23 protein-coding genes are annotated in these 23737 nt (G+C 33.7%); 7 read left to right on the forward strand and 16 right to left on the reverse strand.

Annotated features, from left to right (window positions below; all coding sequences use genetic code 11):
- Positions 1-2: 2 nt before the first annotated feature.
- Positions 3-1085, reverse strand: a complete 1083-nt coding sequence (gene recF, locus LX95_RS08755; protein ID WP_111541060.1) for a DNA replication/repair protein RecF — start codon at positions 1083-1085, stop codon at positions 3-5.
- A gap of 144 nt (positions 1086-1229) precedes the next feature.
- Here recF and LX95_RS08760 point away from each other — a divergent pair, with 144 nt between their 5' ends.
- From LX95_RS08760 to LX95_RS08790, 7 genes are all read left to right on the forward strand, one after another.
- The gene (locus LX95_RS08760; RefSeq protein WP_111541061.1) at positions 1230-2012 is read left to right on the forward strand and encodes a tetratricopeptide repeat protein; all 783 of its coding nucleotides are present in this window, start codon (positions 1230-1232) and stop codon (positions 2010-2012) included.
- 3 nt (positions 2013-2015) lie between these two features.
- Entirely contained in the window at positions 2016-2522 is a 507-nt protein-coding gene (gene ribH, locus LX95_RS08765; protein ID WP_111541062.1) for a 6,7-dimethyl-8-ribityllumazine synthase, read from the forward strand.
- 87 nt (positions 2523-2609) lie between these two features.
- Positions 2610-2894 carry a riboflavin synthase subunit beta gene (locus tag LX95_RS08770; RefSeq protein WP_111541063.1) on the forward strand — a complete coding sequence of 95 codons (285 nt, stop codon included), beginning with the start codon at positions 2610-2612 and terminating at the stop codon, positions 2892-2894.
- A 3-nt stretch (positions 2895-2897) separates the two neighbouring features.
- A complete protein-coding gene (mutL, locus tag LX95_RS08775; protein ID WP_111541064.1) occupies positions 2898-4757 on the forward strand; it encodes a DNA mismatch repair endonuclease MutL in 1860 nt (619 codons plus the stop codon).
- Positions 4758-5504 (forward strand): rhomboid family intramembrane serine protease, encoded by a 747-nt coding sequence (locus LX95_RS08780; protein WP_111541065.1) that lies wholly within the window; start codon positions 4758-4760, stop codon positions 5502-5504. It abuts the gene before it with no gap.
- Positions 5504-6397 carry a rhomboid family intramembrane serine protease gene (locus LX95_RS08785; protein ID WP_111541066.1) on the forward strand — a complete coding sequence of 298 codons (894 nt, stop codon included), beginning with the start codon at positions 5504-5506 and terminating at the stop codon, positions 6395-6397. Before LX95_RS08780 ends, LX95_RS08785 begins: the two co-directional genes overlap by 1 nt.
- Before the next feature lie 6 nt (positions 6398-6403).
- The gene (locus LX95_RS08790; RefSeq protein ID WP_111541167.1) at positions 6404-7432 is read left to right on the forward strand and encodes an endonuclease/exonuclease/phosphatase family protein; all 1029 of its coding nucleotides are present in this window, start codon (positions 6404-6406) and stop codon (positions 7430-7432) included.
- 7 nt (positions 7433-7439) lie between these two features.
- On the opposite strand, the gene LX95_RS08795 is transcribed toward LX95_RS08790, so the two are convergent.
- From LX95_RS08795 to LX95_RS08865, 15 genes are all read right to left on the reverse strand, one after another.
- On the reverse strand, positions 7440-8069 hold the full coding sequence (locus LX95_RS08795) for a WbqC family protein (RefSeq protein WP_111541067.1): 630 nt from the start codon (positions 8067-8069) through the stop codon (positions 7440-7442).
- Between the two features lie 12 nt (positions 8070-8081).
- Positions 8082-9662 (reverse strand): signal peptidase I, encoded by a 1581-nt coding sequence (gene lepB / locus LX95_RS08800; RefSeq protein ID WP_111541068.1) that lies wholly within the window; start codon positions 9660-9662, stop codon positions 8082-8084.
- A 39-nt stretch (positions 9663-9701) separates the two neighbouring features.
- Complete coding sequence (dapB, locus tag LX95_RS08805; protein WP_111541069.1) at positions 9702-10421, reverse strand: 4-hydroxy-tetrahydrodipicolinate reductase; 720 nt, start codon at positions 10419-10421, stop codon at positions 9702-9704.
- 3 nt (positions 10422-10424) lie between these two features.
- Complete coding sequence (locus LX95_RS08810) at positions 10425-11006, reverse strand: DUF5683 domain-containing protein (protein ID WP_111541070.1); 582 nt, start codon at positions 11004-11006, stop codon at positions 10425-10427.
- Positions 10996-11904 carry a ParB/RepB/Spo0J family partition protein gene (locus LX95_RS08815; RefSeq protein WP_111541071.1) on the reverse strand — a complete coding sequence of 303 codons (909 nt, stop codon included), beginning with the start codon at positions 11902-11904 and terminating at the stop codon, positions 10996-10998. The genes LX95_RS08810 and LX95_RS08815 overlap by 11 nt, the downstream gene beginning before the upstream one ends.
- Positions 11905-11910: 6 nt before the next feature.
- Positions 11911-12675, reverse strand: coding sequence for a ParA family protein (locus LX95_RS08820; protein WP_111541072.1), 765 nt, complete (start codon positions 12673-12675; stop codon positions 11911-11913).
- An 81-nt stretch (positions 12676-12756) separates the two neighbouring features.
- Positions 12757-13638 (reverse strand): SDR family oxidoreductase, encoded by an 882-nt coding sequence (locus tag LX95_RS08825; RefSeq protein ID WP_111541073.1) that lies wholly within the window; start codon positions 13636-13638, stop codon positions 12757-12759.
- 79 nt (positions 13639-13717) lie between these two features.
- Positions 13718-15847 carry a methylmalonyl-CoA mutase gene (scpA, locus tag LX95_RS08830; protein WP_111541074.1) on the reverse strand — a complete coding sequence of 710 codons (2130 nt, stop codon included), beginning with the start codon at positions 15845-15847 and terminating at the stop codon, positions 13718-13720.
- A 21-nt stretch (positions 15848-15868) separates the two neighbouring features.
- On the reverse strand, positions 15869-17230 hold the full coding sequence (locus tag LX95_RS08835; protein ID WP_111541075.1) for a methylmalonyl-CoA mutase subunit beta: 1362 nt from the start codon (positions 17228-17230) through the stop codon (positions 15869-15871).
- Positions 17231-17233: 3 nt separating this feature from the next.
- Positions 17234-17554, reverse strand: coding sequence for an FtsB family cell division protein (locus tag LX95_RS08840; protein ID WP_111541076.1), 321 nt, complete (start codon positions 17552-17554; stop codon positions 17234-17236).
- Between the two features lie 18 nt (positions 17555-17572).
- Complete coding sequence (udk, locus tag LX95_RS08845; protein WP_111541077.1) at positions 17573-18181, reverse strand: uridine kinase; 609 nt, start codon at positions 18179-18181, stop codon at positions 17573-17575.
- A gap of 336 nt (positions 18182-18517) precedes the next feature.
- Positions 18518-19114, reverse strand: a complete 597-nt coding sequence (locus LX95_RS08850; RefSeq protein WP_111541078.1) for an HD domain-containing protein — start codon at positions 19112-19114, stop codon at positions 18518-18520.
- Positions 19115-19382: 268 nt separating this feature from the next.
- Positions 19383-21881, reverse strand: a complete 2499-nt coding sequence (locus LX95_RS08855) for a heavy metal translocating P-type ATPase (RefSeq protein ID WP_111541079.1) — start codon at positions 21879-21881, stop codon at positions 19383-19385.
- A 68-nt stretch (positions 21882-21949) separates the two neighbouring features.
- Positions 21950-22510, reverse strand: coding sequence for a helix-turn-helix domain-containing protein (locus tag LX95_RS08860; RefSeq protein WP_111541080.1), 561 nt, complete (start codon positions 22508-22510; stop codon positions 21950-21952).
- A 3-nt stretch (positions 22511-22513) separates the two neighbouring features.
- Positions 22514-23737 (reverse strand): permease, encoded by a 1224-nt coding sequence (locus LX95_RS08865; RefSeq protein ID WP_111541081.1) that lies wholly within the window; start codon positions 23735-23737, stop codon positions 22514-22516.

The following is a 23737-nucleotide window of genomic DNA, read 5'->3' on the forward strand; positions in this document are numbered from 1 at the left end:
AATTAAGATAAATGAATCATTTGATATTCTTTTGCGTGGGTTTTTACCACATTTTCTGTCCTGTCGGCATGCGTATCGCTTATAAAAAGCTGACCTAGATCGTCTTGAGTTACTAGTTTAATAATCTGCGCTACACGCTCTTCATCTAGCTTATCAAAAACATCATCTAATAACAAGATAGGATTTACTTTGCTTTCTTGTTTTAGAAAATCATACTGAGCTAATTTTAAAGCGATTAAATATGATTTTTGTTGCCCTTGAGAACCGAATTTTTTTACAGGATAACCTTTAATCTTTAAACTTAAATCGTCTTTATGGGTACCTGCGCTACTGTATTGTAGTTTAAGGTCTTTTTGAAGGTGTTCTTGAAATAATTCCGTTAAGGAAGTATCTGTCAGCTGGCTTTTATATTTAAGTTTTACTTTTTCTTTGCCGTCACTAATCGTTGCATAGCGTTCTTCAAAAATTGGAGTGAAAATTTCTAAGAAAGCTTTTCTTTTTTGATGAATACTTTCCGCCAAGGGTAATAATTGAAGGTTGTATATTTCTAAGGTTTCCTTTTCAAAAACTCGATTTGCCGCAAAGTATTTAAGTAAAGAGTTACGTTGAGAAAGAACTTTGTTATAATTAATTAGAGTGGTTAAATATTGCTTGTCACTTTGAGAAATGATGCCATCAATAAATTTACGTCTTACGTCACTCCCTTCCATAATTAAGTCTCTATCTGCAGGAGAAATAATTACAACAGGGATTAAACCTATATGATCGCTAAATTTTTCATAGGCTTTTGCGTTTCTTTTAATGACCTTTTTTTGTCCTTTCTTAGCGCTGACCACTATTTTTTCATCTCTTTCACTTTTTTCAAACTCTCCATCGATGACAAAAAAGTCAGCTTTATGATTAATATTTTGACTGGTTACAGGGTTAAAATAGCTTTTTCCATACGCTAAGTGATAAATACTATCTAACACATTTGTTTTTCCCACTCCGTTAAATCCTACAAAGCAATTGATCTTTTCATTAAAACTGAAAGTAGTGTTTTCGAAATTCTTGTAATGGAGGAGAGATAATTTTTTTAAAATCATAAATGTTTTACAGTCTTCTTTTAAATTGATTTTAGAAAGGCTAAAAATACAAATACAATGCCTAACAACTTCTTTAAAATAACAAATAATTCTCTTTTATATATGAATAAAAATTTTAATTTTGCGGTTCATTAACTAATTTTTATGGCAACATATAAGAAAAGGGGTTACAAGCCTAAAGCAACTAAAAAGAACGATGAGGTAGAAGACAACTTCAACGAAGAAGAATCTACAACCGCAGAAGTTTTCAATAACTTAGATGAAGGTGCTAACAAAACAGAAGAGTGGGTTGCAGGCAACCAAAAACCTATTCTTATTGCAATAGGAGTAGTAGTGGTAGCTGCATTAGCTTACCTAGGTTACTCTAGATTTGTAGAGCAACCAAAAGAATTTGAAGCTGCAGATGAAATTGCACAGTCTCAAATCTATTTTGAAAATGCTTTAGATGCTACTAATAAAGATCAAGATTCTTTATTTAATCTAGCGTTAAATGGAGGAAATGGAAAATACGGACTTTTAAAGGTAATTGATAATTACGGAGGAACTTCTTCTGGAAACCTTGCTCATTATTATGCAGGTGTAGCTTATTTAAACATTGGTAAATATAAAGAGGCTATAGATCAATTAGAAGATTTTAAAAGCGATGATGAAATTTTAGCTCCATTAGCTAAAGGAGCAATTGGTGATGCTTTCATGCAATTAAATCAACCAGAAGAAGCTTTAGGTTACTATGAAAAAGCGGCTTCTATGAGAAAAAATAAATTCACGACTCCTAAGTTTTTAATGAAAGCAGCAATCACTGCTATTCAACTGAAAAAGGGAGCTGATGCAGAAAAGCACTTATCTAAAATTGAAGAAGAGTATAGCGATTCTCCAGAAGCTGAAAATGTACCAGTTTATTTAGGACAAGCACAAGGTTTACAGTAATCTATGGCAACAGCAGGAAAAAACTTATCTGAATATAATAAAGACACTATCCCAAACGCGAAAGATTTTCGGTTTGGGATTGTTGTTTCAGAATGGAATAGTGATATTACTGAAGGATTGTTTCAAGGCGCTTTTAATGTTTTTATAGAGAATGAGGTCTTAAAAGAGAACATCGTTCGCTGGAATGTCCCTGGTAGCTTTGAGTTAATTTATGGTTGTAAAAAGATGCAAGAGTCTTTTGAAATGTTAGATGCCATAATTGCAGTAGGGAATGTCATACAAGGTGAAACTAAACATTTTGATTTTGTTTGCGATGGTGTAACTCAAGGAATTAAAGATTTAAATATCCAGTCTGATATTCCTGTAATCTTTTGTGTGTTAACCGATAATACCAAGCAACAATCTATAGATCGTTCTGGTGGTAAACACGGTAATAAAGGAGCCGAAGCAGCTGTAGCAGCAATTAAAATGGCTCAACTTAGAAAAGACGCCAAATTCTATAAAGGTTAATTTTTTAAAACTTCTTTTCTTTAAAATTTAACCAGGCTTTCTCGGCATTGTTTTTGATTTTCCATAACTTTGAAGCAATAGGAAATCATGGGAATTTTAAAGCGACGTAAGAACAAGAAATTTAGCTATAGCCCTCGTTATTACAATGACGAAGGGAAAGGTAGTCCATATCAATTAGAACATAAATTTGATAAATTCCGTAAAACTGCGGGAGATGCCGGAGGTTTAGTTTATCGGTTTAAATCGGCTTGGTCTGAATTTAGAGATGAATCTGATAAACAAACCAATAGACGTGTGCTTTGGATTATACTTATTTTAGTGTTTATTTTTTTATTTATTATTGATTTTGATCTTTCTATTTTCTTTAGCTAATTCATGACAGATATTATTCAACTTTTACCAGATCATGTGGCCAACCAAATTGCTGCAGGAGAAGTCGTACAGCGTCCAGCTTCTGTGGTTAAAGAGTTGCTCGAAAATGCCATTGATGCTGGTTCTACAAGCATACAACTACTCATAAAAAATGCTGGTAAAACGCTTATTCAAGTTGCCGATAATGGTAAAGGAATGAGTCTTACCGATGCTCGTCTTTCTTTTGAACGCCACGCCACTTCTAAAATTAAATTGGCAGAAGATTTATTTCAGCTCCAAACTAAAGGGTTTAGAGGGGAAGCATTAGCTTCTATTGCGGCGATTGCTCAAGTAGATTTAAAAACTAAGCAAGAAGAGGAAGAGGTAGGTACTCATATTCAAATAAAAGGTAGTGAAGTAGAGTCTCAAGAGGCTTGTGTTACTCCTAAAGGAACGGTTATCCACGTTAAAAATTTATTTTACAATATTCCAGCAAGGAGAAATTTTTTAAAGTCTACCTCTGTTGAAACACGCCATATTATAGATGAATTTCAGCGAGTGGCTTTGGCGCATCCTTCGATTGCTTTTAGTATGCACCATAATGGAAGCGAGATGTTCCAGCTACCGGTAAGTAATCCGCGGCAGCGAATTGTAAATATTTTTGGTAGTAAAACCAATGAAAAGTTAGTGCCCGTAGAGGAAGATACTGAGATGGTGAAAGTGACTGGTTTTGTGGGTAAACCCGAATTTGCCAAGCGAACTCGTGGAGAACAGTTTTTCTTTGTAAACGATCGTTATATTAAATCACCTTATTTAAACCATGCGGTAACCGCTGCTTTTGAAGGTTTACTCAAAGATAAAGCACATCCTTCTTATTTTTTATACTTACAAGTAGATCCTAAGAGTATAGACATCAATATTCATCCTACTAAAACCGAAATTAAATTTGATGATGAACATGCTTTATACGCTATCTTAAGAAGTGCAATTAAGCATAGTTTAGGACAATTTAGTGTAGCTCCAGTATTAGATTTTAATAGAGATTCTAATCTAGATACTCCTTATGAATTTCAACAAAAACAAGCTGAAACCCCTAAAGTGGAGGTAGATAGAGATTTTAATCCGTTTAAAGAGGTAAGTACGAGGACTTCTTCTGGTTCTTCAGTTGGATTCCAATCTAGAAGACAAAGCGCTCCGCAAGAAAGTTGGGAGGCTTTATATACTGGTTTGAACGATCAAAATGATGAAAAAGATTTTTCTAAAGTAGAGTTTGAAAGTGATGTGGTGACGGGTCAACTTTTTGATTCTTCAGCTGTAGCAACTTCATCCACTACATTTCAATTACAAAAAAAATATATTATAAGTCCGTTTAAAAACGGAATGATACTTATTGATCAGCATAGGGCGCATTGTAGAATCTTGTATGAAGATTTATTGAAAAGTATTACCGTAAAAGCAGCTGTAAGTCAGCAATTATTATTTCCATTATCCTTACAACTTAACGCGCAAGAAACCCAAATGCTTCAGTATTTAAGGGAATCATTAGAGCAAACTGGGTTCATTTTTTCAAAAATGGAAGAAGAAGAAATTGAGATTACAGGAATCCCAACGTTAATTCCAGAGAGTGAAGTTTCTATTTTATTAGATCAATTACTTTCTGATTTTGAAAATGAAATTCCTGAAAGTGGATTCCTACAAACCGATTTACTCGCAAAATCATTGGCGAAAAGCATGGCGATAAAAGCAGGAACACATTTAGATACCGTAGAGCAAATTGCGATCGTAAATGGTTTATTTGCTTGTAAAGAACCACAATTAACTCCGTCTAATAAAAAGATTTTTATAACGCTACAAGCGGAAGACATCGAGAAAAAATTCATGTAAATGGGAAATATAACCGAAACCGTAAAAGTTTTATTAATTGCTAATATTCTATTTTTTGTAGGGAGTCAGTTTCTAGGTGACTATGCTTATCAATTATTAGCATTGTGGTTTCCTGAAAATGAGAATTTTCAACTTTGGCAAATAGTAACACACATGTTTATGCATGGTGGTTTTTCCCATATTCTATTTAATATGTTTGCTTTGTATATGTTTGGAAGTGTCTTAGAGCAAACGTTAGGGCAACAGCGTTTTTTATTCCTTTATTTTTCTGCAGGATTGGGAGCTGCAGGTTTACAAATTTTATTTAGCTATTGGAGTTTTAACTCTGCAATGCAAACCTATTTAGACGCTGGTTTGTCTTCGCAAGAGGTCTATGACATGCTTTCTCAATATAGTACAACGGGAAAAGTGTATGCTTCTATTCCGCGTGAAGCAACTCAACAATTAATATCTACTTATATGACTCCAATGGTTGGAGCCTCTGGAGCTATTTTTGGTGTTTTAGCTGCTTTTGCGGTGGTTTACCCAAATTTACCTTTATATTTAATGTTTGTACCTATTCCAATTAAAGCAAAATATTTGATTGGTGGTTATTTTGCTATAAATGTATATTCTGCTGTCACAGGAACCACTTTATTAGGTCCTTCTAATACCGCATATTGGGCTCACATAGGAGGGGCAATTATCGGCTTTATCACTATGTGGTATTGGAAAAAAAATAGTTTTAACTCAAATCGCTGGAATTAATGCGTTGGCAAGATCAATTACGTTACCGTTACAATATGGCTGGAGTTTTAGAAAAACTCATTGCTGTTAATGTAGTTGTTTTTATCGTTCAGTTTTTTTTACAAACTTTAGGGTTTCTATTTAAAACTAAAATTAATTTTATTTTTGAATGGTTTAGTTTTCCAACCCATTTACAGGCTTTACTTTATAAACCGTGGAGTATCATTACGTATGCTTTTTTACACGGTGGTTTATTGCATTTGTTTTTTAATATGATGATTCTCTATTTTTCGGGAAGGTTATTTCTTACTTTTTTCTCCCCGAAGCGATTATTGAATTATTACTTCTTAGGTGCTATTAGTGGAGCATTGTTATTTGCTTTAAGCTATAATTTATTTCCTGCTTTTGCGGGAGTAGGAAACGTCCCTTTAGTAGGAGCATCGGCAGCAGTAACTGCGATCCTGGTAGGAGTAGCAACTCAAGCTCCTCATATGCAAGTGAGAATGATGTTTATAGGAAATATAAAATTATGGTGGATTGCTGCTTTCTTAGTGGTGGTAGATTTTATACAAATTCCTTTTGGAAATGCCGGAGGCCATATTGCTCATTTGGGAGGTGCTTTTTTGGGATATATGTATACTACACAGTTATCTAAAGGAAACGATATTGGTGCTTGGTCTCAAAAAATTACCGATATGGTAGTAGGCTGGTTTCAACCTTCTAAGAAGAAACCTTTTAAAAATGTATATAGAAATACTTCATCGGTAAAAAATAAAAAGGCCGCTTCTTCGTTTTCAAATCAAGAAGAAAAGCAAAAGAAAGTGGATTCTATTTTAGATAAGATAAGTAAAAACGGTTACGATAGTTTAACTAAAGCAGAAAAAGATTATCTTTTTAAAGCGGGGAAAGATTAATTGCCTATGAAAGGCTTAAACCTTATAGATAAACTTATTTTCATTGTAAACTCATTGTTTGCAACAGCTCTTTTATTAGCTTATCTATTGCCTTATATTCCTCCCAACACATTTCCGTTTTTATCGGTTTTAAGTTTGGGAATGCCTCTTTTGTTGATTATTAATTTTATCTTTTTCCTTTTTTGGGCTATTCGGTTTAAACGCCAAGTACTTCTTTCTTTTTTTATCTTACTTATAGGGATTAACCATATACTTTCTTTATACAAATTCTCTAACGATCAGCTTAAAGCGGATACCAACGACGATAAGACTTTTAGCTTGATGACCTACAATGTTCGTCAGTTTAATCGTTACGATTGGATTAAAGACTTTAGTGTAACTAAAGAAATCATCACTTTCGTGGAAAAAGAGGATCCAGATATTCTTTTGGTGCAAGAATTTCATGAAAGAGAAGATGTTAACTTTAAAACCTACCCGCATAGTTATGTGAAGTTAGTAGGGGAAAATTCGACATCTGGGCAAGCGATTTATTCTAAATATCCTATTGTAAATAAAGGTTCATTAGATTTTCCGAAGACGGGAAATAATGCTATTTATGTTGATGTTCTTATTCATAAAGACACTATACGTATTTTTAATTTACATTTAGAAAGTTTGAAGATTAATCCAAAAGTAAAGGAGCTTCAAAATAATAGTGAAAAATTAATTGGTAGGGTAGGGAACTCTTTTAGAAAACAGCAAAAGCAAACCGAAATGGTGTTAGCCAAGGTTGATGAAACTTCATATAAAAGCATCATCGCTGGCGATTTAAATAATAGTGCTTTTTCTTACGTATATCAAAAACTTTCTGAAAATTATACCGATGCCTTTAAAAACGCAGGAAGTGGTTTTGGGAAAACCTTCGACTTTGATTTTATCCCTTTACGGATTGATGTAATTTTAGCAGATAAACAGATTAAAGTGAAGAAATTGATCAATTACGATCAACAATTATCAGATCACTACCCTATAATGAGTGTGTTACAATTAAAGTAATCTCTGCCTATTTAATGCTTTGATTTTCTAGATACATTAAACTATTTGGACCTTCATTAAACAAAAGATCTAAAATAGATAAATCTGGAATAAAACCTTTTTTACTATCAAAAACCTGTGTATAGGTTTCTAAACTTAACGTTTCTCTATTTTTAGCATTTATCAAATTCCTAGCATCAATAACATTTTCCTCGTTGCTATAATCTTTTAAAAATACCTCAGTTTTTTCTATGGGTTTTTCTATTTGAAGGCAAGAAAGCAATACTTCTAAACAAGCATAATTAAAATCGAGCAAGTGGGTATAGGTTTTGTCATAAAGAGGCTGTAATTCATCTTCATAAAATTCAAAAAATGGAGAGGTTCTATAGGCTGCTTCTAAAGAACGCCAATGAATCGTTTGCCAATTAAAATCGTTTTCAATTTTTATCTCTTTATATTTTTGACGCTTATCTTTAGAGTGCTTGATGGGGATGTTTAATAGAAGTTTTCCATTAGCACCATAGATGTATTGTCTACTTCGGTAGCTTTGTTTTTGATAATTATCTTCATTTTCAAAGCAAATTTTTTCCGCTTTAGCGAAATAAACAAATTGCTCAATAGAGCCGAAATAGGCGGGATGAAGGATTAACGTATTCATAAATTTAAAAAACTATGATTCCTTATTTTTCTTCTTTTTCCAGAAGAAATTAATTCCGAAAACAATCACCAACAAGATAAGGAAATGGAAAAAGTATGAAACTGGCTTTCCATCACCACCAACGGTAGTAAATAGGCGATCCCAGCGAATTTTATTGCTAAAACCTTGTCCGTTTCCATCCCAACTCATCCATATCAATACAGGCTTTCCTACTACGTGATTTTCTGGAACGTAACCCCAATAGCGGCTATCTTCACTATTATGACGGTTGTCTCCCATCATAAAGTAGTAATTTTGCTTGAAGGTATAAGAATCTATAGGGCTTCCATTAAGTAAAACTTGAGTTCCTTTAGTAGTAACCTTATTATTTATGTGCATTTCTTCTCCTTCATAAGTTTCGATAATGCGCTTATAAAATGGAAGAGATTCTCTAGTAATACTTACTGTTTTTCCAGCTTCTGGGATATATATAGGTCCGAAGTTGTCTTTATTCCAGCCCGTTTTCCCTGTATTCGGGAAAGTTCCTCGATCTTGCTTTCCTACCGAATCAATTATTCTTTCTACCGACGCTACATTAGGATGATTTTTAAATCGCTCTACAGTTTCTTCCGATAAGGAAGTGAAATAATATTGCTTTTTGGTCTGATCGAACCAACCTACAGGGTCTGTAATGTCGTAAGTTTGATATAAATTTTGAAGGGAAAACCCTTTTCCTTTTCCTTGTACTACGTAAGAATATTGAGGCTTAGCTCTTTCTGGTAATTGTAAAGGTTGATTATTAATATGAATTTTACCATCTACGATTTTTAATGAATCTCCAGGAATACCCACAGTTCTCTTAACGTAATTCGATTTTTTATCGATAGGCTTGGTGTAACTTTCTTTTCCGCGGTAACGGAAATAAGGTACTGTATCTACTGGCCAGTTAAAAACTACAATGTCATTTCTTTCGATACTCTCGAATCCTGGTAATCTAAAATAAGGAAGCTGTGGCCAATTGGTGTAAGATTTAATTCCGGCAACGGGAATAGTATCGTGTACCATAGGAAAAGAAACTGTTGTTTTGGGTGTTCTTGCACCGTAGTGAAACTTACTTACAAATAAGAAATCTCCTACCAATAATGTTTTTTCTAAAGAAGAAGTAGGAATAGTAAAAGGTTGTATAAAATACGTGTGAACGATGGTTGCAGCAACGACAGCAAATAGAATAGAACTTACCCATTCACCAACCTCTGTTCTAGGTTTTAGACTGCGATCCTCTACATAAGTAACATCTAAGGCATAATTTACGTAATAGACATAAAAACCTAAAGTTAAAATTGCTAACCAAGTATCAGCTTTAGTGTGTTTACCAAAACTACGAATCGTTTCTACCCATACTACCGGAAACATTATAAGGTTGACTATAGGTACAAAGAGTAAGATCGTCCACCACCAAGGACGATTAATAATTTTCATTAAAATTACTGCATTGTAAACGGGTACAAAAGCTTCCCACGCTTGCCTACCTGCTTTTATATATAATTTCCAAGTTCCTAAACCATGAATGGCTTGTATCGCCAAGAAAAATATAAACCACTGTACAATTGTCATCTTTGTTTTGTTTTATAAGTAGTAAACAAGCTAAACTTGTTACAAATTATTTAGTTGTAGCACATCTTTCATGCTATACATTCCTTTTTTTCCATTAATCCATTCTGCTGCAATTACTGCACCAAGAGCAAAGCCTTCTCGAGAATGAGCTGTATGTTTAATTTCTATATCGTCTACGGCAGATTTGTAGCTAATACTGTGCGTACCAGGAACATTCTCTATGCGTTTTGCCGTTACCGGAATTGATTTGCCTGCATTTTCATCTTCTTGCTCAACCAGCTTCCAATCGGTTAAAGAGGAGTGGTTGATAATACCTTCAGCAAGACTTATAGCAGTTCCGCTAGGTTCATCTAATTTTTGTGTATGATGAATTTCTTCTAAACTTACTTGATATTGCTCATGATTTTTCATCAATTTAGCAAGGTGTTCATTGAGATTGAAAAACAAGTTTACTCCTAGGCTAAAATTGGAAGCGTATAAAAAGGTTCCGTTAAGTTGATTGCAAGTTTTAACCACTTCGTCATAATTTTCTAACCAACCTGTAGTACCCGATATAACGGGAACTTGGAGTTTAAATGCCGAAGTTATATTTTCTATTGCTGCTGTAGGAATACTAAAATCTATCGCAACATCTGCCTGTTGAAGTTCTTCTTTATTAATTCCAGAAGAAGTTTTGTATACAATAGTATGGTTTCTTTCTAAGGCTAATTTTTCAATGGTTTTCCCCATTCTTCCGTAACCTAATAGAGCAATTTTCATAAGTTAAAATTTTAAATTTAAGGATAAACCGTAATTTGCTCTTCCGGTGAGTTCATCTACATTTAGATTAGGTTGTACACTTAAATCTTCATCTACGTTAAACTGTCTTAAATGCGCATCTACATTGGCATCAATAATATTAAGAATGTAAATAGCGGCAGTGACTAGAATTGATATTTCTTTCTGTCTTCTAAATTTTTCTTGAGCAGAAATTAAGGTAGCGTCTTCTAAAACTCCTTGAAACTCATCATCACTATAGCCTGCGAGTCTTCTTTTATAAGCATCTCTATAGCGGTTGTATTCACGATCATTTACCGAATAAAAATAAATTCCAGCTCCAATTCCTGCATAAACAATAGGAATTTTCCAATATCTTTTATTGTATGCTTGCCCTAAACCAGGTAAAACAGCCGAATAAAATGCAGCTTTTGCTGGAGCTAAGGGATTATATTCTACTTTGGCTTTTAGATTTTTCTTTAAAGCCACTTCTTTACTTGTCTTAAGTTGCAAAGAATCTTCTTGAGCAAAGATTTGAAAACTTAAAAACAGAAAAAAAACAGAAAAATAAAAGCAGCTATTTTTCACTATGGATGAGTTTAGTTAACCGCTCAAAATCTTCTTGAGATGAAAAAGGAATAATCACCTTACCATTTCCTTTCTTACTGACTTTTACATCTACTTTAGCGCCAAAATAACTAGAGAAATCTTTGACAGACTCCTTAATTTCTTTAGGGACTTTAGGAGTGTTCTTAGTTTTTTCTGAGGAAAGAGAACCAGAAGACTGCACACTTTTTACTAATTTTTCAGTATCTCTTACTGAAAGTGAGTCTGCTAAGACTTTTTCATATACTTCTAACTGAAGTTCTAAATCATCAATATTTATTAAAGCTCGACCATGTCCCATACTTAAGAAACCATCTCTCATTCCTGTTTGAATGATAGGATCTAGTTTTAATAAACGCAAATAATTAGCAATAGTAGATCTATTTTTACCAATACGATCACTCAGTTGTTCTTGAGTAAGGCTAATTTCGTCTATTAATCGCTGGTAAGAGAGTGCAATTTCTATAGGATCTAAATCTTGACGTTGAATATTTTCAACCAATGCCATTTCTAACGATTCTTGATCGTTAGCAATTCTAATATAAGCAGGAATGGTATTTAGACCTACCAATTTAGAAGCTCTAAACCTGCGCTCACCAGAGACTAATTGAAATTTATTAAAATCAATTTTTCTAACCGTTATAGGTTGTATAACGCCTAACTCTTTAATAGAAGTGGCAAGTTCTTGTAAGGCACTTTCGTTAAAACTAGTTCTCGGCTGAAAAGGATTGACCTCAATTGCATCAATATCTAATTCTACTATACTGCCAACGACTTTATCTGCATTTTTATCTTTTGCAGAATTGATATCATTTTCGGGATCTTTCAGTAAAGCAGAAAGGCCTCTTCCTAAGGCTTGTTTTTTTGTTGCTTTCGCCATAAATCCTTATAGATTTTTTTTAATAATTTCTTCCGCTAAGCTAAGGTAATTGCTAGCGCCTCTACTACCTGCATCATAATTAATGATACTTTCTCCATAACTAGGAGCTTCGCTTAAACGAACATTTCTTTGAATGATGCTTTTGAAGACCATCTCGTCAAAGTGTTTTTTTACTTCATCTACCACTTGATTAGAAAGTCTTAGGCGAGAATCGTACATTGTAAGTAAAAGCCCTTCAATATCTAATTTATCATTGTGTATTTTTTGAACACTTTTAATAGTGTTAAGGAGTTTTCCTAAACCTTCTAAAGCAAAATATTCACATTGAATTGGAATAATAACCGAATCTGCAGCTGTGAGGGCATTTAAAGTTAATAAGCCAAGAGAGGGGGCACAGTCAATTAAAATATAATCGTAAGACTCTTTTAAGTGTACAATTGCTTTTTTTAGCATGGACTCTCGTTGATCTTGATCTACTAACTCTATCTCTATCGCTACCAAATCAATATGTGCAGGGATAATATCTAAATTAGGAGAGTCTGTGGGAATAATTGCTTCCTCTGCTTTTATGGTATGTTCTAATAGTTGATAGGTTCCTTTTTCAATTTCTTCTACATCAATCCCCAATCCAGAACTAGCATTAGCCTGCGGATCTGCATCTATTAATAGAACCTTTTTTTCGAGAACTCCCAGAGAAGCCGCCAAATTAACAGAGGTCGTAGTTTTTCCAACCCCTCCTTTTTGATTTGCAATTGCAATGATTTTACCCATTAACTCACCATTCGTTTAGACAGTAAAAATACAATTTATTATTCCATTTTAAAACGGAATTTGTTAACAAGTGTTGATTGATTATTTTTTACCTTTATTTTTAATCATTTGTTCTAATTGATCCCACATTTCTTCAGGAATTTCTTCTAGCAAATTAAATTGTCCCGCACCTTTCAACCATTCACCTCCGTCAATGGTAATTACTTCTCCGTTCATATAGGAAGCAAAATCAGATACTAAATAAGCAGCCAAATTTGCTAATTCTTGATGTTCTCCTACACGCTTAAGCGGAACCTTTTTCGCTAAGTCAAACTTTTCCTTTAGATCTCCTGGTAATAATCTATCCCAAGCACCTTTGGTAGGAAATGGTCCTGGCGCTATGGCATTAAATCTAATCCCATATTTGGCCCATTCTACAGCTAATGAACGTGTCATCGCTAATACGCCTGCTTTCGCTGTCGCGGAAGGAACCACGTATGCAGAACCTGTCCAAGCGTAAGTAGTTACAATATTTAAAACGGTTTTGTTTGTTTCTTTTTGATCTATCCAATGTTTACCAAAAGCGAGTGTACAGTTTTTACTTCCTTTTAAAACGATATCTATAATAGTATCAAAAGCATTCGCTGAAAGTCTTTCGGTAGGAGAGATAAAGTTCCCTGCGGCATTATTAAGAAGAATATCAACGCTTCCCATCTTAGCGATAGCTTCATCCCGCATATTTTCAACTTGATTGTAGTGTCTTACATCACACTGAATTGCAAAACATTTTCCGCCTGTTTCGTCTTCTAATTCTTTAGTAGTATGTTGTAATTTTTCTAGATTTCTAGAAGTAATTGCAACTTGTGCACCTAGTTCTAAAAAGTATTTAGTCATGGCTTTTCCTAGTCCGCTTCCGCCGCCGGTTACCACAATATTTTTTCCGCGTAAAGCGTCATCACGTAACATTTTCTTAGTGTAGTCCATTTTTAAATCATTGTTTTTGTAAAGCTAATGATTTCTCTTATAAAAAAGCATTATAAAATTATTAAACTAAGAAGAGGAGTTAAGCCACAGAATCTATTAAAATCTCTAATATTTGTATGGCAGCATCACTAATTTTAGTTCCTGGGCCAAAAACGGCAACGGCACCAGCATCGAATAAAAATTGATAATCTGCAGAAGGAATTACGCCTCCTACGATAACCATAATATCTTCTCTGCCTAATTTTTTTAATTCTTCAATCACTTGCGGAACTAAAGTTTTGTGTCCAGCTGCTAAAGAAGAAACACCAAGTACATGAACATCATTTTCTACTGCTTGTTTCGCTGCTTCTTGAGGCGTTTGGAATAACGGACCTATATCTACGTCAAAACCAACATCGGCATAACCTGTAGCGACTACTTTTGCTCCACGGTCGTGACCGTCTTGTCCCATTTTTGCAATCATGATTCTTGGTCGGCGACCTTCTAAATCTGCAAACTTATTAGCTAATTCTTTAGCTTTACTAAAGGAAGAATCGTCTTTTATTTCTTTACTATACACGCCGCTAAATGATTTAATTTGTGCTTTATATCTACCAAATTCTTTTTCGAGCGCATCGCTTATTTCTCCAATACTTGCTCTTTCTCTGGCAGCTTCTACTGCTAAAGCTAATAAATTACCCTCACCCGTTTTAGCCGCTTGAGTTAAATTTTGCAAGGCTTGGTTTACTTTTTCTTGATTTCGAGAGCTTTTAATCTCTTCTAAGCGTTCTATTTGTTGCTTTCTTACCGTTTGGTTATCGACCTCTAAAGTAACGATAGGATCTTCTTTTTCTCTGCGGTATTGGTTAACACCAACAATTATATCTTGTCCGCTATCTATCCTAGCTTGCTTTTTAGCTGCAGCTTCTTCTATACGTAGTTTAGGAATACCAGCTTCAATGGCTTTAGTCATTCCGCCAAGTTCTTCTACTTCTTCAATAAGTTTCCAAGCTTCATCCATAATATCTTGAGTCAGCTTTTCTACGTAATAACTTCCAGCCCAAGGATCTACTGTTTTAGTAATCTGCGTTTCATCCTGTAAGTAAAGTTGTGTGTTTCTGGCAATTCTTGCCGAAAAGTCTGTAGGCAAAGCAATAGCTTCATCTAGAGCGTTGGTGTGTAAACTTTGAGTTCCGCCAAAGGCTGCCGCCGAAGCTTCAATACAAGTACGAGCTACGTTATTAAAAGGGTCTTGTTCCGTTAAGCTCCAACCACTCGTTTGACAGTGGGTTCTTAAGGCTAATGATTTAGGGTTTTTAGGATTAAATTGTTTTACCAATTTTGCCCATAGCATACGCGCAGCACGCATTTTGGCAATTTCCATAAAATGATTCATTCCAATAGCCCAAAAGAAGGATAAACGTGGAGCAAAGGTGTCAATATCCATTCCTGCTGCTAATCCTTTACGGATGTATTCTAGACCGTCTGCTAGGGTATATGCTAACTCAATATCACAGGTTGCTCCAGCCTCTTGCATATGATAACCCGAAATACTAATACTATTAAATTTGGGCATATTTTGAGAAGTAAACTCAAAAATATCTGAAATAATTTTCATGGAAGGTGTAGGTGGGTAGATGTAGGTATTACGCACCATAAACTCTTTAAGAATGTCATTTTGAATGGTTCCCGCCAATTTATCTGGAGAAACGCCTTGCTCTTCCGCAGCGACGATATAAAATGCCATAATAGGAAGTACAGCACCATTCATGGTCATAGAAACCGACATTTTATCGAGTGGAATTTGGTCGAAAAGAACTTTCATGTCTTCCACTGAATCTATGGCTACACCAGCTTTTCCTACATCTCCAACCACACGATCGTGATCACTATCATAGCCCCTATGAGTAGCCAAATCGAATGCGACCGATAGTCCTTTTTGTCCTGCAGCTAAATTTCTTCTATAAAAGGCATTGCTTTCTTCGGCTGTAGAAAATCCAGCATATTGTCTAATTGTCCAAGGACGTTTTACGTACATGGTAGAGTAAGGTCCTCTTAAAAATGGAGCAATTCCTGCGGCGAAATTAAGGTGTTCTACTTCTTTTAAATCCTCCTTTTGATAAGTGGATTTTATATTGATATTTTCTGCCGTATTGTAACTGCTACTCTCTGTTTTTTTAACAGAATTGCTTTTTAATTCTATATCTTGAAGGTTTTTTCTTTGGCTCATCTCTTTCGTATTTATAGAATTTTACTCTTGTTTTAATCTCGACTGCTCTAAACTCTCTGCTAAACGCCTTTGAATAATAGGAGGTAGGAGGGTTTTTCGTTCTTTCTTTTCTAAAAATGGAGAAATTTCTAATTCATTTTTCATTTTATCTTCAACATTCTCGTACTTATTGGTCCCCACCAAAATGGTTTTTCCTTCATTAAAATCTTCTTGCTCTTTTTGTGCAGATTCTTTAATTTTTCTTTGAATGGTTCCTTCTTTTAGTTGAACTAAAAATCCGCCTCCTTTTTCTATACTTTTAAAAAGCTCTAAAGCTTTTTCTGAAAGTTGTTGGGTAAGGTTCTCTATGTAGTATGCTCCATATGCAGGATTACTTACTTTATCGAAGTAACTCTCATTTTTCAAAATAAGAAGTTGGTTGCGAGCTATTCTACTTCCGAATTCATTCTCTTTATGGAAAATTTTATCGTAAGCGTTATTGCAAATAAAATCTGCTCCGCCCAAAATAGCACTCATACATTCGGTTGTTGTTCTTAACATATTTACATTGTAATCGTAAATAGTTTTGTTGCGATTGGTAGGGAATGCAAGTATTTCTATCTTTTCAGGTAACTGATAAGCATCGGCTAAGGTTGCGTATAAATTCCGTAAAGCCTTTATTTTAGCAATTTCAAAGAAGTAATTAGATCCTAGGGCAACTTTAAAAATAATTTTTTTGTTTTTTAAAGCTTCACTGTTATGATTTAAATATTCATTGGTGTGGGAAAGGGCGTAGGCTAATTGTTGGATGGTATTTGCTCCTGCGTTTTGGTAAATATTAGTGTTAATGCTTAACTCAACAGGGATTTCTATGTGTTTAAATATATAATCTAAAGCTTCGTGATCATCTTTTAAAGAATGATGCCAATTGCCCGTGGCAGCAAGATTTCCTATAATATCAATTCCTATACGGATTTGGTGCTTCTTTCCTTTTAAGAATTCCGCGAAAGCGATAATGTATTTGGGTTTAAGAAAATTAAACTCTATATAGATAGGAGTTTTTTCAATATCAATACTTTTTAAAAGCGCAACAAGATTGGTAGATTCACTTTCAATGATTAACCAAATTGCTTCGGTGCCCTTACTTAAGCTATAGCTAATTTTTTCAATTGTACTTTCTAAATCTTTAACCGTTAATCTTTCGGTTATATGCCATTGGTTTGGGGTAGCAACCGAAATATTATTGGGGGTATCCTCGTGATGATAGAAAGGTTTAATGTCTATCCCTTCAAGTGTGTGAGTAATTAGACTCTCATAATCGGCTCCTTTTAAGTCTACCTGTATTTTTTGTCTCCATTCTTTAGCGGTAACCGCTTTAAAATCGTTCATTAAATGTTTTGCCATGGCTTATTTTTTTGGAGTACTATCGTATTCTATAATGTAGATTTCTTCGTTTTTTTTCTTCATAAAATATTCTTCCCGAGCAAATTTCTCTAAGGCAGAAGAATCTTTTAATCCGTTTATAATAGTGGTATCGTGTTGAATTTCGGCTCTATAAAATGCTTTGTTATCTTCTAACTCTTTAATTTCTTGGTTTAGTTCTCTATGTACTAACCAAGAATTACTGTCTAGAAAAAGCATCCAAACACCAAAAAGCAATAAAATAAGAACATATTTATTGCTAATGATTTTAAACCATTTATTATTTAAAAGTGCTTTGAGACCCATATGGGCGAAGATACAAAATTAGTCTAAACGCTGCTTGATAATTGTTTGGACAATATCAACAGCTACGGTATTGTAGCGATTGTAGGGAATGATAATATCTGCGTATTCTTTGGTAGGTTCAATAAACTGTTGGTGCATAGGTTTTAAGGTAGTTTGGTATCTATTGAGTACCTCATCGATATCTCTACCTCGTTCATTGATATCTCTTTTTAAACGTCTAATTAACCGTTCGTCACTGTCGGCATGTACGTATATTTTTATATCGCACATTTTTCTTAATTTAGGATTGGTGAGAATTAGAATGCCTTCTACAATCATTACCTTTTTAGGTAAAGTTTTAAGTGTTTTCCCTGTGCGATTATGTTCTACGAAAGAATAAACGGGTTGCTCTATAGCGTTTCCTTTTTTTAATTCTTTTAGATGACTGACTAATAAATCGAAATCTATAGATTGGGGATGGTCAAAATTAATTTGAGTGCGTTCATCATAAGATAAATTACTAGTATCTTGGTAGTAAGAATCTTGAGAAATTACTGCGACTTCTTCGTGTTGTAATTCGTCAACAATAGTATTTACTACAGTAGTTTTTCCTCCACCTGTACCTCCGGCAATCCCTATAATTAGCATAACTTAGTCTTTATAAGTTTGCAAAATTAATATTTTTAAGAAGTAAATCTATTTTTTTTACCAACAATGATGAATTTCCTTTTCAAAAAAGAATAAAAATTTAAGCCAAACAATTCTTATTTGTAAAAGAAATACTAAGATGATCTACCTTAAAAACATGCTACAAGTAAAGAAAATTAAAATTCAGTTACTTAATGTTCACATAATTAAAGCATAGTAATGTTACTCACTTTTTATACGTTTATCACTAAATCCTTGAATTAATAAAGATTCAATCTATATTTTTGATAAAGCTTTGATATAAGGTTTTAGTAATATATTAAGATGTATTAACTCTTAATAAATCTCAGCAAACTGTTGTTTCAAAATTTTAAGATTTCTTTCTTTTTGTGGCTGAAGTTCTTTTTTACCGTAAGCCGTGAAATATCTATGACATTCTAAAAAATCGATATTAAGTTTTACCCATTCTTTATTGCTGAAACACATTTTTAAATGTTCGCTCCACTCTTCTCTAAGTAGCTTATTTTTAGAAATAAAGTTCTCTTTACCTAAATGAGATAAATCTGCATCACAAATAACTTGTTCTAAAATATTTGTTGGGGTTTGAGGCATTTTAGTTGCTAAAATACATTTCACAACCTTTTCTGTTTTTTGTGGATCAAAACCAATTTGAGTTAAATACTCAGAAGCTTTGTGAGCACTAACATCTTCGTGACCATTAAAACAATCTATATTTCCCGTATCATGAAATAAGGCAGCTAAAAGAACTATCTCTAACTCTTCCTTGTTCAGATTAGAGTAGAAGCCTATCTTTTTTACGGCAGCAAAAACTTCTTTTGTATGTTGAGTGTTATGAAAAGAAAGCTCATTGCAGCGACTTTGTAAAAGTAATTGTGTACAATGTTCTTTGGTTTTATCAAGTAACGCATTCATAGTTTATAAAAATTAAAAGTAGCTTTTGTTACATAGGCGTTTTAACGATGTATAAAGATTTTTTATAATAACTAAATTAAGGAAAAAATATTGTTTAGAAAATGAATTGACTCCTATTTAATTTTTTTTTAATAATTTTTTATGGAATCAACAGCAATATGGATTTGAGATTAGCATGAAATTTCTATAAGGAAGAAGGAAATTAAAAAGGTGTATATAACAATTTTATAAACTGATATATACACCTTTTTTAATTAAATTTTTTCAGTTAATCAATACTAGCGCCACGTAGACGAAGCGCGTTGGTAATTACCGAAACAGAGCTAAAACTCATCGCCAAGGCGGCAATCATAGGTGATAATAAAATCCCAAAAAATGGAAATAATATACCTGCAGCAATTGGTACACCTATGCTATTATAGATGAGTGCAAAAAATAAATTCTGTTTGATATTTTTAATCACTTTCTCACTTAAATGAATAGCTTTTACAATTCCTTGTAAATCGCCTTTTACAAGGGTGATTTCTGCACTTTCTATAGCAACATCTGTACCCGTTCCCATCGCAATACCAATATTACTTTGTGCTAAGGCAGGAGCGTCATTAATACCATCACCAGCCATCGCTACTTTTTTTCCTTCTTTTTGGAGACTTTTTACTTCATCTTGCTTAGCTCCAGGAAGCATGCTTGCTTTAAAAGTATTTACACCAATTTCATTAGCCACCGCAGCAGCGGTTTGCTCATTATCTCCAGTAAGCATAATTACTTCAATACCTTTATTTTGAAGTTCTTGTACCGCTTTTTTAGAACTCTTTTTAATAGGATCGCCTATTATTACATAGCCTAAAACTTCTTTATCATTAGCGAGGTAAGAAACTGTTTTTCCTTTTTCTTGTTGCTGAATGATTTCTTGTTGAAACTCTTCTGAAATTGAAATAGAATGTTCTTCAATTAAACGTTTATTCCCCAAAAAGTAGAAATTATTTTCAATTTCACCTTGCACACCTTTTCCTGTAATAGCTTCAAAATTTTCAGTTTTTAGTAAAGGTGTATTTTTTTCTTCAGCATATTGAAGTGTAGCTTTAGCTAAAGGGTGCTCACTATATTGATTTAAGGAAGCAATTACTTTTAATACCGTTTCTTCAGAAGAATTTTTATTAAAACCTATTTTTTCTATTTTAGGCTTTCCTTCGGTTAATGTCCCCGTTTTATCTACAATAAGTACATCTATTTGATTGAGTTTCTCTAGCGCTTCTGCATTTTTTATTAATACTCCGTTTTGCGCTCCTTTACCAATACCAACCATAACAGACATTGGAGTTGCTAAGCCTAACGCACAAGGGCAAGCAATTATTAATACGGCAACGGCATTTACAAACCCAAAAACATAGGCCGGTTCTGGTCCAAAAATAGCCCAGATAAAGAAGGTGATGATAGAAATAATAACAACCACGGGTACAAAATAAGCAGAAATTCTATCGGCTACTTTTTGAATAGGAGCTTGACTTCTACTGGCTTTATTTACCATTTCTATAATCTGAGCCAAAAGAGTTTCGTTACCTACTTTTTTAGCTTCCATTAAAAAGCTTTGTTGCCCATTTATAGTTCCAGAACTTACTTGGTCACCTTTATTTTTTTCTACTGGAATAGGTTCTCCAGTAATCATAGATTCATCAATAGAGCTTGTCCCCTCAGTAATTACACCATCTACAGGTATTTTTTCTCCGGGTTTTACACGTAGTTTGTCACCAACTTCTATTTGATCTACAGAAATTTTTTCTTCTTGATTGTTAACAATTCGTGTAGCTTCATTGGGACTTAGTTTTATTAATTCTTTTACTGCAGAATTTGTCTTACTGTGTGCTCTGGCTTCCATAAGTTGACCTAATAAGACCAGCGTTAAAATTACGGTAGCAGCTTCAAAATAAACATGCACAGTACCACTTTCAGTTTTAAATTGTTGCGGAAAAATATCTGGAAATAAAAGCGATACCACACTAAATACCCAAGCTACACTAGCACCAATACCAATGAGGGTAAACATGTTTAAATTCCATGTTTTTAATGATTTATAAGCCCGCTCAAAAAACATCCAAGTAGCATAAAAAACTACAGGAATAGAAAGAACAAATTGAATCCAGTTCCAATACTTTAATTCTAAAATATCATATAAAGGATTGTTAGTGATCATATCTGACATAGAAATGATAAATACGGGAAGCGTAAAAGCAAGCGCAATCCAGAATTTTTTACTGAGTTGAGCATAGGTTTTTTCTTCAGCCGAAAGGTCTGGCTTTTTTGGTACAAGGTCCATTCCGCATTTGGGGCAATCTCCAGGTTGATCTTCAATAACCTCAGGATGCATTGGGCAGGTATATGTTGTGCTTGTAGGTTGTGTAGAAACTTCTTCAACCAAATCCATTCCGCATTTAGGGCAATCACCAGGCTCATTGTAAGTTTTATCACCCTCACAATGCATAGGACAATAATAAATACCTGTACCGTTTCCTTGTTTTTTGTGAATAGAAGACTCTTTTTTAGGCTGAGGTTTTTCGTCTTGATGATGGATAGAGTAATGCCCTCCATCATTTTTTAAAGCTTCTTGAAATTTTTCTAACGGAATGTGTTTTTCCATTTCAATTTCAGCTTCAGCTTTTTCTAAATTTACATCTACATTTTTAACTCCGTTTACTTCTGCTAAGGCCTGCTGTACGTGGTTTTGGCAACCACCGCAAGACATTCCGTGTATATGATAAGTATGTTTCATTTTGCTTTCTTTTGTTAGCAAAGTTAAGGAGAATGCAGGGTAGAGGTTTACATAATTATAGGTATGGTTTACACAATTTTGTCTAGTGAGGTTCTATTCCAATCTTGGTTATTTTTATAATCACTCATCGTGGTTCCTGTTATCGTTTTAAATTGCCCAGATAAATGATTGATAGTTTTGTAGTCTAATTGATAAGCAATTTCTGAAAATGAAAATTTATTCATTTGTATTAGCTCTTTTGCTTTTTCTATCTTCAGTTTGATAAAGTATTTTTCTATGGTTTGTTCTTCAATTTTTTTAAAAGTTTTACTTAACACGGTATAATCTTTATGTAAAACTTTACTTAGGTAGGTAGAAATTTTTTCTTCTGAAATATGCTCTTCAATAAATGTAATGAGTTTAATTTTAATCTCTTCTGTAAGTTTGATTTCTGGATTTTCTATTAACTCAAAACCGTTATTCTCTAAAGCATTTTTAAATTCTTTAAAACGGAATGAATGATTTGTTTCTAAAAGAACTCTACCTAACTGAATCTCTTCAACCTTAGCTTGAAAACTTTCTGCTGCTTTTTGCACTGCAATTTTGCAGCGATCACAAACCATATTTTTAATGTAAAATTCTTGTTTCATTTTTTAGGAAATGTATTTTACAGCCAATCCTCCTGTTAACCAAATATAACAAGCGAAGGCAACATATTTTAAAACAGTTTCCAATAACTGACTTTTAGGTGCCATTTTACTCATATCGTGCTCTACATCTTTCTTTTTAAAGAAACCTAAGTAAATTAAATACCCTGAAATAGCGAGGAATCCTAAATTTAAAAATAAGGTATAATCAACTTTAAAGAATTCTTGATCATGAATTTTAACTTGGGAAGGATCTGGAAGAACACTGAATAAATCAAAAGTATAATGCAGTGCTAATGATGCGCCAATTAAAGCTGTAAATAATAAAAATACAATAAAGATAGACATTTTCCACCCATAATATTTAGCATTGATGCGCAATACAGGAAATACTACCAAATCACTAAATATAAAGGCCATTACTCCTGCAAAACTAACGCCTTTGCCAAATAATAACGCCGCTAGCGGAATATTTCCCATAGAACCAATGAAAGTTAAAAATGCCGCTATAGGACCAACAATAACATGTTCTAGGACTTCAAAAAATGTAAAATCTGTATTTCCTTGTCCGCTATTTATAAATAAAGTTTGAAAAAAAGAATCAGGCACAAAAGCAGCAACTATACCAGCAATGGTAAAACCAACAGTTACGTCTTTCCAAACCATTTGCCATTCCATTTTATATTTTTTAGCCACACGTGCCCAACTTTCTTCTTTTTTTATCTGCTTTTTCCAGTTTTTAGAATTATTAGAAGCATTATTATCTTCACTTTCTAAATTTTTACGTGCTTTTTTAATTAGCTTTTTAGGATTGAGAATACGAATTAATGCCCAACAAATAAGTATTAATAAAATACCACCTACATATTCTCCCACAACAAATTGCCAACCCAAAAAGATAGAAATAATAATACCTAATTCGATAACAAGATTGGTGGAAGCCAGTAAAAATGCAATGGAAGAAACAAAACTAGCTCCTTTTTTAAAAATAGATTTAGTAGAAGCAAGTGCGGCAAAACTACATGAACTACTTATAAAGCCAAAAAATGTACCTAACAGTATACTTTTGCCTTCATTTTTGCCCATAGATTTCTGCATCCGTTTTTCGGTTACAAAAACTTGTATTACACTACTAATTATATAGCCAAGAATAAAAGCCCACAATGCCATCCAGAAAAACCCTAGAGTGGTATTGGCCGCTTCTCCCCATTGTCTTAAAAAGGAGTCCAT

Source organism: Mesonia algae (assembly GCF_003253545.1).
Taxonomy (GTDB): Bacteria; Bacteroidota; Bacteroidia; order Flavobacteriales; family Flavobacteriaceae; genus Mesonia; species Mesonia algae.

Bases quoted from the DNA above. Each gene is read 5' to 3' on its own strand.
- LX95_RS08760 (WP_111541061.1), top strand. From the start codon at position 1,230: ATGGCAACATATAAGAAAAGGGGTTACAAGCCTAAAGCAACTAAAAAG.
- scpA (WP_111541074.1), bottom strand. From the start codon at position 15,847: ATGAGCCAAAGAAAAAACCTTCAAGATATAGAATTAAAAAGCAATTCT.
- mutL (WP_111541064.1), top strand. From the start codon at position 2,898: ATGACAGATATTATTCAACTTTTACCAGATCATGTGGCCAACCAAATT.
- ribH (WP_111541062.1), top strand. From the start codon at position 2,016: ATGGCAACAGCAGGAAAAAACTTATCTGAATATAATAAAGACACTATC.
- LX95_RS08850 (WP_111541078.1), bottom strand. From the start codon at position 19,114: ATGAATGCGTTACTTGATAAAACCAAAGAACATTGTACACAATTACTT.
- LX95_RS08785 (WP_111541066.1), top strand. From the start codon at position 5,504: ATGCGTTGGCAAGATCAATTACGTTACCGTTACAATATGGCTGGAGTT.
- LX95_RS08820 (WP_111541072.1), bottom strand. From the start codon at position 12,675: ATGGGTAAAATCATTGCAATTGCAAATCAAAAAGGAGGGGTTGGAAAA.
- udk (WP_111541077.1), bottom strand. From the start codon at position 18,181: ATGCTAATTATAGGGATTGCCGGAGGTACAGGTGGAGGAAAAACTACT.
- LX95_RS08790 (WP_111541167.1), top strand. From the start codon at position 6,404: ATGAAAGGCTTAAACCTTATAGATAAACTTATTTTCATTGTAAACTCA.
- LX95_RS08865 (WP_111541081.1), bottom strand. From the start codon at position 23,737: ATGGACTCCTTTTTAAGACAATGGGGAGAAGCGGCCAATACCACTCTA.
- LX95_RS08825 (WP_111541073.1), bottom strand. From the start codon at position 13,638: ATGGACTACACTAAGAAAATGTTACGTGATGACGCTTTACGCGGAAAA.
- LX95_RS08770 (WP_111541063.1), top strand. From the start codon at position 2,610: ATGGGAATTTTAAAGCGACGTAAGAACAAGAAATTTAGCTATAGCCCT.
- LX95_RS08855 (WP_111541079.1), bottom strand. From the start codon at position 21,881: ATGAAACATACTTATCATATACACGGAATGTCTTGCGGTGGTTGCCAA.
- recF (WP_111541060.1), bottom strand. From the start codon at position 1,085: ATGATTTTAAAAAAATTATCTCTCCTCCATTACAAGAATTTCGAAAAC.
- dapB (WP_111541069.1), bottom strand. From the start codon at position 10,421: ATGAAAATTGCTCTATTAGGTTACGGAAGAATGGGGAAAACCATTGAA.
- LX95_RS08835 (WP_111541075.1), bottom strand. From the start codon at position 17,230: ATGGCAAAACATTTAATGAACGATTTTAAAGCGGTTACCGCTAAAGAA.
- LX95_RS08815 (WP_111541071.1), bottom strand. From the start codon at position 11,904: ATGGCGAAAGCAACAAAAAAACAAGCCTTAGGAAGAGGCCTTTCTGCT.
- LX95_RS08860 (WP_111541080.1), bottom strand. From the start codon at position 22,510: ATGAAACAAGAATTTTACATTAAAAATATGGTTTGTGATCGCTGCAAA.
- LX95_RS08840 (WP_111541076.1), bottom strand. From the start codon at position 17,554: ATGGGTCTCAAAGCACTTTTAAATAATAAATGGTTTAAAATCATTAGC.
- LX95_RS08795 (WP_111541067.1), bottom strand. From the start codon at position 8,069: ATGAATACGTTAATCCTTCATCCCGCCTATTTCGGCTCTATTGAGCAA.
- lepB (WP_111541068.1), bottom strand. From the start codon at position 9,662: ATGACAATTGTACAGTGGTTTATATTTTTCTTGGCGATACAAGCCATT.
- LX95_RS08780 (WP_111541065.1), top strand. From the start codon at position 4,758: ATGGGAAATATAACCGAAACCGTAAAAGTTTTATTAATTGCTAATATT.